General features: G+C 61.7%; 10 protein-coding genes. 6 read left to right on the forward strand and 4 right to left on the reverse strand.

Going from position 1 to position 11,527, the window contains the following annotated elements; translation table 11 throughout:
* Nucleotides 1-221: 221 nt before the first annotated feature.
* The gene (locus ACIQY3_RS24065; protein ID WP_403024501.1) at nt 222-3,134 is read right to left on the reverse strand and encodes an aminotransferase; all 2,913 of its coding nucleotides are present in this window, start codon (nt 3,132-3,134) and stop codon (nt 222-224) included.
* A 166-nt stretch (nt 3,135-3,300) separates the two neighbouring features.
* On the opposite strand from ACIQY3_RS24065, the gene rfbC reads away from it, so the two are divergent.
* The 4 genes from rfbC to ACIQY3_RS24085 all read left to right on the forward strand — a co-directional run bounded on the left by rfbC (nt 3,301) and on the right by ACIQY3_RS24085 (nt 7,647).
* The gene (gene rfbC / locus ACIQY3_RS24070) at nt 3,301-3,846 is read left to right on the forward strand and encodes a dTDP-4-dehydrorhamnose 3,5-epimerase (RefSeq protein ID WP_403024504.1); all 546 of its coding nucleotides are present in this window, start codon (nt 3,301-3,303) and stop codon (nt 3,844-3,846) included.
* Between the two features lie 105 nt (nt 3,847-3,951).
* On the forward strand, nt 3,952-5,760 hold the full coding sequence (locus tag ACIQY3_RS24075) for an ATP-binding protein (RefSeq protein WP_403024507.1): 1,809 nt from the start codon (nt 3,952-3,954) through the stop codon (nt 5,758-5,760).
* Nucleotides 5,757-7,151 (forward strand): sigma-54-dependent transcriptional regulator, encoded by a 1,395-nt coding sequence (locus ACIQY3_RS24080; RefSeq protein WP_403024512.1) that lies wholly within the window; start codon nt 5,757-5,759, stop codon nt 7,149-7,151. Before ACIQY3_RS24075 ends, ACIQY3_RS24080 begins: the two co-directional genes overlap by 4 nt.
* A gap of 40 nt (nt 7,152-7,191) precedes the next feature.
* Nucleotides 7,192-7,647 (forward strand): YiiD C-terminal domain-containing protein, encoded by a 456-nt coding sequence (locus ACIQY3_RS24085; protein WP_401328755.1) that lies wholly within the window; start codon nt 7,192-7,194, stop codon nt 7,645-7,647.
* 129 nt (nt 7,648-7,776) lie between these two features.
* Here the strand turns inward: ACIQY3_RS24085 and cysQ are convergent, their stop codons facing one another.
* Nucleotides 7,777-8,604 (reverse strand): 3'(2'),5'-bisphosphate nucleotidase CysQ, encoded by an 828-nt coding sequence (gene cysQ / locus ACIQY3_RS24090; protein ID WP_403024516.1) that lies wholly within the window; start codon nt 8,602-8,604, stop codon nt 7,777-7,779.
* Nucleotides 8,601-9,167, reverse strand: coding sequence for an ADP compounds hydrolase NudE (nudE, locus tag ACIQY3_RS24095; RefSeq protein ID WP_054047735.1), 567 nt, complete (start codon nt 9,165-9,167; stop codon nt 8,601-8,603). Before nudE ends, cysQ begins: the two co-directional genes overlap by 4 nt.
* Before the next feature lie 89 nt (nt 9,168-9,256).
* Between nudE and yrfG the strand changes: the two genes are divergently transcribed.
* Nucleotides 9,257-9,919: a GMP/IMP nucleotidase gene (gene yrfG, locus ACIQY3_RS24100; protein WP_401328751.1), complete on the forward strand. Its 663-nt coding sequence runs from the start codon at nt 9,257-9,259 to the stop codon at nt 9,917-9,919.
* A gap of 127 nt (nt 9,920-10,046) precedes the next feature.
* On the opposite strand, the gene lysM is transcribed toward yrfG, so the two are convergent.
* Nucleotides 10,047-10,496 (reverse strand): peptidoglycan-binding protein LysM, encoded by a 450-nt coding sequence (gene lysM / locus ACIQY3_RS24105; protein WP_054047738.1) that lies wholly within the window; start codon nt 10,494-10,496, stop codon nt 10,047-10,049.
* A gap of 136 nt (nt 10,497-10,632) precedes the next feature.
* Here lysM and ACIQY3_RS24110 point away from each other — a divergent pair, with 136 nt between their 5' ends.
* Complete coding sequence (locus tag ACIQY3_RS24110; RefSeq protein WP_403024520.1) at nt 10,633-11,520, forward strand: LysR family transcriptional regulator; 888 nt, start codon at nt 10,633-10,635, stop codon at nt 11,518-11,520.
* The last annotated feature ends 7 nt before the right edge of the window (nt 11,521-11,527 follow it).

Raw genomic sequence — 11,527 nt, forward strand, 5'->3', positions numbered from 1 at the left:
ATAGGAAGGCAATGGCGACTTTATAGCCGATAAATATCGGCTTTAAAAGCCACAGGAATGCCTTCTGTCTAAATTTCCCAGAAAAAAGCCGATAACAATCGAACTTAAAACACAGTCCCTGTGGGAGCGGGCTTGCTCGCGAAAGCGTCGGATCAGTCGACATCACTGTTGAATGACAGACCGCTTTCGCGAGCAAGCCCGCTCCCACAGGGGTTTGGTGTTTACAGGTCTTCTGCGAGGACCTTGGAGAGCATATCGACAAAGAAATCCACACTCTGCCGCGAGGTCACCATCGGCGGTTTGATCTTGAGAACGTTCAGGAAATCCCCCGTCGGCTGCATGAAAATCCCCAGCTCACGCAGGCGATCACACAGCGCCGTGGTTTCTTCGGTCGCCGGTTCCAGGGTTTCGCGGTTGCGGATCAGCTCGACCCCCAGGTAGAAACCGGAACCATGCACCGCGCCCACCAGCGGGTGAATGTCGATCAGCGCCTCCAACCGTTCCTTGAAATAGCCGCCCACGATTTGCGCGTTTTCCCAGAGCTTTTCCTCTTCCATCACATCCAGCACTGCCATGCCGATCTGGCAACTCACCGGACTGCCGCCCGCCGACGAGAAGAAGTAACCCTCGGCCTCCAGCGCTTCGGCGATTTCCCGACGAGTGATCACTGCACCCAATGGCTGCCCGTTGCCCATGCCCTTGGCCATGGTGATGATGTCGGGCACCACGCCCTGCTCTTCAAAACCCCAGAAGAAGTGGCCCATGCGCCCGTAACCGACCTGCACTTCATCGGCGATGCACACACCACCCTGGGCGCGGACCAGTGCATACACCTGCTGCAAATACCCCGGCGGCAACGAGATCCCGCCCGCGTTGCCATACACCGGTTCACAGATAAAACCGGCCAACTGGCGTTTCTGCTCGGCGATTTTCGCCAGGTTGTGTTCGACGCTGCGCACGTAGTCCGGCGCGCTGTCCGGGCCACGGAATTCGCCGCGATAGGTGTTCGGCGCGGTCACCGGGTGCACCCAGTCCGGACGGCTGCTCAAGGCCTTGGGGTTGTCGGCAATCGATGTCGAGACCGCGTCCGCGCCCACCGTCCAGCCGTGATAGGCCTCAAGTACGCTGAGCATGTCGCGCCCGCCGCTGTAGGCCCACGCCAGGCGAATCGCCAGGTCGTTGGCCTCACTGCCGCTGTTGACCAGGAACACGCGGTCCATGGAGTCCGGCGCCAGCTTCAACAAGCGCTCGGAGAACTCGGCCACCGCCGCGTAGTTGAATCGTGAGTTGGTATTGAGCAGCGACCACTGGCGGCTGGCGACCGCAGCCATGCGCGGGTGACCGTGGCCGAGCACCGCGACGTTGTTGAGCATGTCGAGGTAGGAGCGGCCCTGCATGTCGATCAAGTGATTGCGCCAGCCGCGCTCGATGCGGGGCGGATCGACGTAATAGTGTTTTTGCGTGCGGGCAAAACTCGCGGCGCGGCGGGCCAGCAAAGTCTGGGAATCGAGTTCTTCTTCAGCATCACACGCCAGCCCAAGCAGCACTGCCGGCGACGGGCACAACGCCTGCCAGGCCAAGGCGCGGGACGGCGTGCAAAACAGCGGCGCATTAAAAGCAGCACCTCGGCACAACTGCACGATCAGCGGCCCGCTGACCGAACCCAGCACCTGACCTTTGACCAGCGCCGCACCGGTGTGCAGCGACGGGGTCACGCCCCACAGGCGCACGCTCAGTTGCGGGCCGTCGAGTTGCAACACGCCCGCCGACGGTTGGTGAATAACACCGGCAAATGGCGATTCGACCGGAGTGCCGTGCGGCACGCGCAACTCGACATGCAATGGGCAGGTGTCCGGCTCGGTGGCCGTGTCCGGCCGAGTGCGGGACAAACGGTACTGGCCATAACGACTGGCCGCCAAACCGTGAGCCGCAGCGGCTTCGGTCAACAGACGCTGATCGATGCCTTCTTGCTCCCAGTTGCCCGCCTCGAAATGCGGACTGAGCACGCCCAGGTCGATCAGGGCGAATTCACGGCCGACCAGACTTGGCAGTAACGGCGCGAAACCTTCGCTGCCGATATCCGGCAGTGCCTGTCCAACGGACGCCAGAATCGCCGCTTCCATCAACTCCAACGGCACGGAAGTGGCAACGCGGAAGATTTCCCATTCGTGGGTCAGGTTATCGCGGCTGTATTGATTGCCCGGATCAATGCTGACCTGTTGCTCGCCACTGAGCACCAACACTGCCGCGCGGGCCACGATCAACGGCCACAGCGCCTGCAACTCTTCATGCTGCAACGGGTTGATCGCGTGATAAGCCTGGACCGCCGGCAGGACGTAGAACGGATCGCCATCGGCGTGGTGCAGCAACGCCGCGCAAGTCACCGACAGATCGGTGATGCGCCAGGTGCGGATCAGATCGCCGAAATCGATCACACCCTGCAATTGCCAATGGCGCTGCGAATTCCGGCGCCAGACCACGTTGTCGTCGGTGATGTCCATGTGAATCGCCTGCACCGGCAGCTTCGCCACCAACGGCAGCAAGCGGCGTTCAGCGTGTGCGGCGGCCTCGGCAATCAACGCGCGTTGCGGGTCGTCCTGGATGACGGGCAGCAAATGGGCAATCAAGGCGTTGGCGTGACGAGCATCCCATTGCAATGTGCGTTCGAGCCCGGCGTGGTCGAAACCGGCCAGGGCCAGGTCCATTTCACCGCAGAGCCGGCCGAAACCGGCGACCACTGCACCCGGCAAATGATCGAGGTGAGTCAGCGACTGGCCTTCGATGTAATCCAGCAGGCGCACATGCACGGCCTGACCGCCGACTTCCACGGACAGCAGGTCTTCACCATTCAGCGCAGGAATCACTTTCGGCACCGGCACGCCCGAATGTTCGGCCAAATGCTTGAGCCCCGCGTGTTGGGCCTGCAGTTCCAGCGCCGAGTAATCACCCCGGCAGATTTTCAGGACGAAACGTCCGCGCTCACTGTCGACGCGAAAGTTGAGGTCTTGCTGGCTGCCCAGGGACTGCAATGTCCCGCTCAACCCGTAATGTGCCTGCAACAGCTCTAGCGCTTGCTCCGCAGACACTTGCGGGCTGGGCAAACTGGCGCGGTGAATCAACGTGGCGAGCGGCATACAACGACCCCTGAGATTTTATTAGGCGCTTATATCGCCACTGCTTGGAGCGATACGCAACCCCCAGCCTCCGACCGCAAACCTCAAAAGACACTCGCAGCCCTCGCCCCAGACGGCACTTTGCGCAAGAATGTCGACCATCAATATCTATCGCAGGAGAAACCCCATGAATGTAGTCACCACTGACCTGCCCGGTGTTCTGATCATCGAGCCCAGGGTATTTGGTGACGAACGTGGCTTCTTTTATGAAAGCTTCAACGCCAAGGCTTTCGAAGAAGCAACGGGCCTGAACGTGCAGTTTGTCCAGGACAACCATTCCCGCTCGCAAAAAGGCGTGCTGCGCGGCCTGCATTACCAACTGGAACACACCCAGGGCAAACTGGTTCGCGTCACCGCCGGTGAAGTCCTCGACGTGGCGGTGGATATTCGTCGCAGCTCGCCACACTTTGGCAAATGGGTCGCCGTACGTCTGTCCGCCGAAAACTATCGTCAACTGTGGGTTCCGGAAGGTTTCGCCCATGGCTTCGTGGTGCTGAGCGAGTTCGCCGAGTTTCTCTACAAAACCACCGACTACTACACCCCGGCGGCCGAGCGGGCCATTCGCTGGGACGATCCGGACCTGGCCATCGACTGGCAACTGGACGAAGCACCACAGCTGTCGGGCAAGGACCAGGCCGCCGCATTCTTCAAGGACGCTGACGTCTTTTCCTGAATCGCTGTGTGAATCTTGATTTCAACAACCCGCCGACTTCAGGTGCGCAGACTGCGCCCGCAACCCTAGGCATAATGCGCCTGTCCCCCCAGGCGCTCGATGCCCATGACTCCGACCCTCCCCCGCAGACCCCGCTGGCGCAGCCTCGCCCTGCTTGCCCTGTGCCTGGCGCCGTTGCTGTGGCCGTTGCAGCATCTGGCCGAGCGGTACTATCGCAGCGAACTGGCCGGGCAGAACCGTCAGACCCTCGACCTCTACGTCGCCAACCTGTTGGGCACCCTGCACCGTTATGAGGTGTTGCCGCAGATCCTCGGCGACCTGCCCGCCCTGCGCGCCGTGCTCGGTGCGCCCGACGATGGCGTCACTCAGGGCAACGCCAACCGCCTGCTGAAAAACATCAGCGCCCAGACCGGCGCTGAAGTCATGTACCTGATGGACACCAGCGGCAAGACCCTGGCGGCGTCCAACTGGGATAAACACGACAGTTTCGTCGGGCGCAATTTTTCATTCCGGCCGTACTTCAGCGAAGCCATGGCTGGGCGGCTTGGGCGTTTTTTCGGGCTGGGCACCACGTCGGCCAAACGCGGTTACTTCTTCGCCGCCGCTGTGCGCGAGGGTGAGAAAGTCATCGGCGTATTGGTAGTCAAAGTCGATCTCGACCACACCGAAAGCCTCTGGGGCAAAACTCCGGAACAACTGCTGCTGACCGATCACAACGGCGTGGTCATTCTCACGTCGCGGCCCGAGTGGCGCTTCCGCTCGACTCGCACCTTGAGCGACGACGAGAACAAAGCCATCAGCGCGATTCAGCCCTATCCGACCCGCGATCCCAAGCCGTTGAAGCTCAATCCCAACGCCTGGCTGACCCAGACTCAGTCGATCGCGGAAACCGGCTGGAACGTCAGCATTCTTGCGCCCCGCACCCTGATCGATCGCCCGGTGCGCACGGTCGTGGCCATCGGTGGCGCGACGCTGCTGGTGTTGATGCTGTTGCTCGGCCTGATGATGCAGCGCCGCCGCCACTACCTCGAACGAATCGCCTTCGAAGCCAAGGCCCGGCGCGAACTGGAAGGCCGGGTGGCCGAGCGCACCAGCGACCTCGAAGGCCTCAACCGACGCCTGAAACAGGAAGTGCTGGAGCGGGAACAGGCCCAGCAGGAACTGGTGCGCGCCCAGGATGATCTGGTGCAGGCCGGCAAGCTGTCGGCGCTGGGGACGATGTCGGCGAGCATCAGCCACGAACTCAATCAGCCATTGGCGGCGATCCGCAGCTACGCGGAAAACGCTGAAGTGCTGCTCGATCATCAACGCACCGACGATGCTCGCGGCAACCTTAAATTGATCAGCGAACTGACCGGGCGCATGGCCTCGATCATTGCGCATCTGCGCGCCTTCGCTCGCCGCGATCGCCACGCCCCGGAAAGCGTCGCCCTGCAACCGGCGCTGGACGATGCCCTGGCGTTGCTGGCCAAACGTCGACGGAGCATGGAAGTCGAGCTGATCCGTGACCTGCCGGCTGCCACGTTGTGGGTCGAGGCCGGGGAAACCCGTCTGCGCCAGGTGCTCGGCAATCTGTTGGCCAACGCCCTCGACGCCCTGACCGAAAAAGGCCCGCCGCGTAAACTCTGGTTGAGTGCCCAATCTACCAGCGAGGGCGTCAACCTGTACATTCGCGACAACGGCCCCGGGTTTTGCCTGGAAGCGCTGGGTCGCGCCGGCGAGCCCTTCTACACCACCAAGACCCGCACGCAAGGGCTGGGACTGGGGCTGGCGATTTGCGACACCCTGATGCGCGCCTTCGGCGGTGAACTGTCGTTCGCCAACCACAAGGAGGGCGGCGCCCTGATTACCCTGAAGCTACGCGCCGGCGCGCCGGGTGTGAGCCTGCAACCGTCCGAGGACCGAAGTGCATGACCATCGATAACCGTATCCAGGTCGTGTTGATCGACGACGATCCCCATTTGCGCCAGGCCTTGAGCCAGACCCTGGACCTGGCCGGCCTGAAAATCCTGCCGCTGTCGGAAGCCAAGGGTGTGGTCGGGCAACTGGAGCGCGACTGGCCGGGCGTGGTGGTCAGTGACATCCGCATGCCGGGTATGGACGGCCTCGAACTACTGACCGAACTGCACGCCCAGGACCCGGAGCTGCCGGTGCTGCTGATCACCGGTCATGGCGATGTTCCGCTGGCGGTGCAAGCGATGCGCGCCGGAGCCTATGACTTCCTCGAAAAACCTTTCGCCAGCGACGCCTTGCTCGACAGCGTGCGCCGCGCCCTGGCCCTGCGCCGCCTGGTGCTGGACAACCGCAGCCTGCGTCTGGCCCTGAGCGATCGCAATGAATTGAGCACCCGACTGGTCGGGCAATCGGCACCGATGCTGCGTTTGCGTGAGCAAATCGGTGCGCTGGCGGCGACCAAGGCCGACGTGCTGATCCTTGGCGAAACCGGTGCCGGCAAGGAAGTGGTAGCGCGGGCGCTGCATGATTTGTCGAGTCGCCGTAACGGCCCGTTCGTGGCGATCAACGCCGGGGCCCTGGCCGAGTCGGTGGTGGAAAGCGAGCTGTTCGGTCACGAGCCCGGCGCGTTTACCGGCGCGCAAAAACGCCGCATCGGCAAGTTCGAATTCGCCAACGGCGGCACGCTGTTCCTCGATGAAATCGAAAGCATGAGCCTGGATGTGCAGGTCAAATTGCTGCGCATGTTGCAAGAGCGGGTAGTCGAACGGTTAGGCGGCAATCAGCTGATCCCGCTGGACATCCGCGTGATCGCCGCCACCAAGGAAGACCTGCGCCAGGCCGCTGATCAGGGTCGTTTCCGTGCCGACTTGTATTACCGCCTGAACGTCGCGCCGCTGCGCATTCCACCGCTGCGCGAACGCGGCGAAGATGCGTTGATGCTGTTCCAGCATTTCGCCGACGAAGCCAGCGCCCGCCACGGCTTGCCGCCCCACGAACTGCAACCGGGGCAACGCGCGCTTCTGCTGCGTCACTCCTGGCCGGGCAACGTGCGCGAATTGCAGAACGCAGCCGAACGCTTCGCCCTCGGGCTGGAACTGGCGTTGGATAACAGTGCGCCGGACGGCGGCGTCAGCACCACGGTGGAAGTGATCAGCGGTGGTCTGAGCGAGCAGGTGGAAAACTTCGAAAAGTCCCTGATTGCCGCCGAACTGGCCCGGCCCCACAGCTCGGTGCGTAGCCTCGCCGAAGCCCTGGGCATTCCGCGCAAGACCTTGCACGACAAGCTGCGCAAGCATGGGCTGAACTTCGCCGACAGCGGCGCCCACAGCCACACTGACGAGCTCGATTGAGCTACCGTCAAATCATCACTTCCAAACAAGAGACCCGTGAATGAGCCGCGACAGTCGTCACCTGGAATCCGTTCTCCATCGCGACATTCCCCTGACACGGGAGATGGGCGTGAAAGTGCTCGACTGGCACGACCAACAATTGCGTCTGCATTTGCCGCTGGACCCCAACGTCAATCACAAAAGCACCATGTTCGGCGGCAGCCTGTATTGCGGCGCGGTGCTGGCGGGTTGGGGCTGGCTGCATTTGCGTTTGCGTGAAGAAGGCATTGAAGACGGGCACATCGTGATTCACGAAGGGCAGATCAACTATCCGCTGCCGGTGACCAGCGACGCCGTCGCGATTTGCCAGGCCCCGAGTGCGGTGGTCTGGAAGAAATTTCTGGCGATGTACAAGCGCTATGGCCGGGCGCGGCTGGCGCTGCATTCGCGGGTGGTGAATGTGGGGACCGAGGAGGATGCGGTGACGTTTACGGGGCAGTACGTGTTACACCGATAAGCCGGGACGCCACAAAAACCTGTGGGAGCGGGCTTGCTCGCGAAGGGGTCGTCAGCCTCACCATCAATGTTGACTACCACACCGCATTCGCGAGCAAGCCCGCTCCCACATGGGTTTCGCGTAACGAGCTTATCCGCGCGCGAGTTCCAACAACTTCTCACGCCACGCCGCCTTCGCCGGCAGCGCCAAAAAAAATTCATTCAGCAACGATTCCCGCGCCGGATAACAAAACGGCGCACCGCTCAAATCCAGCACCTCGCCACCCGCTCCTTCCAGCACGCCTTGCGCCGCTGCCGTGTCCCACTGGGAGGTCGGGGCCAGGCGCGGATAACAATCCGCCGCCCCTTCCGCCAACATGCAGAACTTCAGCGAACTGCCGAAATTCGCCAATTGCAGCTCACCGAGACTGGCACTCAACCCGGCCAGCAAGCGTTCCTGCTCGGGGCTGGAATGCCGACGACTGGCCACCACGGTAAACGCTTCACCCGGCGCCGGTACGTCGCGTACCTGGATCGGCAGCGGCGTTGCGCCTTGATCGCCACGCCACGCGCCCAACCCGGCGCCACCGACGTAGAAGCGGCCATTGGTCGGCATCGACACCACGCCAAACACCACGCGGCCCTGCTCGATCAGCGCGATGTTGACGGTAAATTCTTCGCTGCCGGAGATGAACTCCTTGGTCCCGTCCAGCGGGTCCACCAGCCACCAGCGCTGCCATCCGGCGCGCACACTTTGGGGGATGTTGGCGTCTTCTTCAGACAGCACCGGGATGCTCGGGTCCAGCGCCGTCAGCCCGGCCAGAATCAAATGGTGGGCAGCCAAATCAGCGGCCGTGACTGGCGAATCATCGGATTTGGCGGTCACCGCCGTGCCGGTGCGCCAGAACGGCAAGATTGCTTCGCCGGCCTTCAACGCCAGTTCAACCACCGGCGCCATCAACGGATGCGGGAAATTCATGGCAGGAACACCCCACGCTGAGTCAGCAGATCACGGGCCAGATACAACGCCGCCAAGGCGCGGCCCTCAGTGAATTGCGGGTTCTGGGCCAGGGCCGACAGCTCGCGCAGGTTGACCTTGTCCACCCGCATCGGCTCGGGCTCGTCACCCTCAAGGCTTTCTTCGTACAGATCGGTGGCCAACACCACCTGGATCTTCTGGCTCATGTAACCGGGCGACAACGACAACTCGGTCAGATGCTCCAACTGCCGCGCACCATACCCGGCCTCTTCCTTGAGCTCACGCTCAGCCGCCGCCAGCACGTCTTCGCCGGGCTCGATCAAGCCTTTGGGCAGGGACAGCTCATATTCATCGGTGCCGCCGCAATATTCTTCAACCAGCACCGCGTGGTCCGCATCGAGCATCGCCACGATCATCACCGCGCCATACCCGGCGCCTTTACCGACCAAACGCTCGTACGTGCGCTCCACGCCATTGGAAAAGCGCAGCTTCAGCTCTTCGACGCAGAATAAACGGCTGGTGGCGACAATCTCGCGGGCGAGTACGGTGGGTTTCTGGCGCATGAGCGGCTCCTTGGCGATAGCGGGTTACTATACCCGGCCTATCCTGATTGTTTACCTCGGATATCTTTTTACCGCTGGAGAAGTTTTTTATGTCCCTGCTGCCCTGGCGCGACATCGACACCGTTCTGCTGGATATGGACGGTACGCTGCTGGACCTGCACTACGACAACCATTTCTGGATGGAGCACCTGCCCCAGCGTTATGCCGAGCTGCACGGGGTGAGCCGGGCCATGGCCGAGATGGAATTGCAGCCGCTGTTCGAACGTAACGCCGGCCAGTTGCAGTGGTATTGCCTGGACTTCTGGAGCGCCGAGCTGAAAATCCCGGTGCGCGAGCTGAAACTGGAAACCGCACACCTGATCGCCCTGCGCCCGGATGCGGATACGTTTCTGGCGGCGATCAAACAAGCCGGCAAGCGGGTGGTGATGATCACCAATGCCCATCGCGATTCGCTGTCGTTGAAGCTGGAGCGGATTGAACTGGCGCCGTATTTCGAGCGCTTGATCAGCTCCCACGATTACGGCTTTGCCAAGGAGAACCCGCAGTTCTGGGACGCCTTGCAAGCGGACATCGGTTTTGACCCGGCGCGCAGCCTGTTTATCGACGACACCTTGCCGATCCTGCGCAGTGCGCGGAATTTTGGCGTGGCGCATCTGCTAGCCGTGAGCGAGCCGGACAGTCGCAAAGGGCCGAAGGACACGGCGGAGTTTGCGGCGGTGGGGGATTATCGGGAGTTGATTGCAGGGCTCTAGACCGAGTCGCCTGCATCGCGGGCAAGCCACGCTCCCACAGGTTTTGTGTCGTACGCACATGACGAAAACGACACAAAACCTGTAGGAGCGAGGCTTGCCCGCGAAGGCCATCACACAGTCTTAAGCCTTACTCAGGAATCCGCAACGACTGCCCCGGATAGATCTTGTTCGGATCCTTGAGCATCGGCTTGTTGGCCTCAAAGATTTTGTTGTACTTGTTGGCATCGCCATACACACGCTTGGAAATGGCGCTGAGCGTGTCGCCTTTCTCCACCGTGACAAACTTCGCCGGCGTGGCCACCGGCCCGGTCACGGTGATCTGGTCATCCACGCCGCTGATACCCGCCACGTTACCGAGGGCCAACAGGATTTTTTCTTTCTCTTCCTGACTGGCGGCTTCGCCCGTGGCAATGATTTTCTCGCCTTCGACCTTCACTTGAATTTTCGAAGTGTCGATACCCGTCAGTGCATCCTTCACATGCTTGGTCAGCGCCTCGCTATTGGCTTCGGCCTTGTCCGGCGTCAGCGCATCGAGGATTTTTTCTCCGGCATCTTTTAAAAAGCTGAAAAGGCTCATCGTGTTCTCTCCATGGGATAAGGGTCCAGACGCAAAAGACTAGACCAGACTCCCGCAGCCCGGTTCCCAGCCGACCAATGACCCCACCCCGCGCAAGCGCTAGAATCGCAAACCCTGCCCACGCCCTGGAGCGAAGATGGACATCAAGCAGCTCAAATTCCTCATCGCCCTCGACGAAACCCGACACTTCGGCCAAGCCGCTGCGCGCTGCCACATTACCCAGCCAACCCTGTCCATGCGCCTGCGCAGCCTCGAAGAAGAGCTCGAGTTGCCGCTGGTCAATCGCGGCCAGCGCTTCGAAGGCTTTACCGCGCCGGGCGAGCGGGTTTTGGCCTGGGCGCGCACGGTGCTGGCGGCTTACGACGGTTTGCAGGCCGAAGCCGCTGCCTGTCGCGGCAATCTGGTGGGTACGTTGCGCCTGGGCGTGGTGCCGCTGTCGAGTTTTGATCCACTGCCCCTGATGCAACGCCTGCACGCCGAACACCCGAACCTGCGCTTCGAACTCTCGGCCCTGAGTTCCGAGCAGATCCTCGAACAATTGGCGAACAATCGCCTGGACCTCGGCGTTTCCTATCTGGAACGTCTCGACGGTGAGCGCTTCGACTCCCTGGCCTTCAGCGAAACCCGCATGGGCCTGCTCTATGACCAGCGTTTTCATAGCTTCGGCGAGGCACCACTGAGTTGGGAATCGCTGATCGAACTGCCCCTGGGCATGCTCACCAGCGGCATGCACTTTCGCCAGTCCATCGATCACAATTTCCACAGTCGCGGGCTGACGCCACAACCATTGCTGCAAACCGACGCGGTGCACCAATTGTTACAAGCGGTGCACGGTGGGTTCTGCTGTGCCGTAATGCCGTTGGACAGCGGCCTGGAAAATCTCACCGACCATTTGCGTCTGCACCCCATCGAAAACGCGCAAACCCTCAGCCGGCTTGGCCTGATCATGCGTCGCAGCGCTCCGCGTTCGGCGTTGGCGGAAGCCTGTTTCGCGATCTATCAACAATCGCAGGCAGAGTCTTGATCGACGG

The organism is Pseudomonas sp. NPDC096950 (genome assembly GCF_044762525.1).
GTDB lineage: Bacteria > Pseudomonadota > Gammaproteobacteria > Pseudomonadales > Pseudomonadaceae > Aquipseudomonas.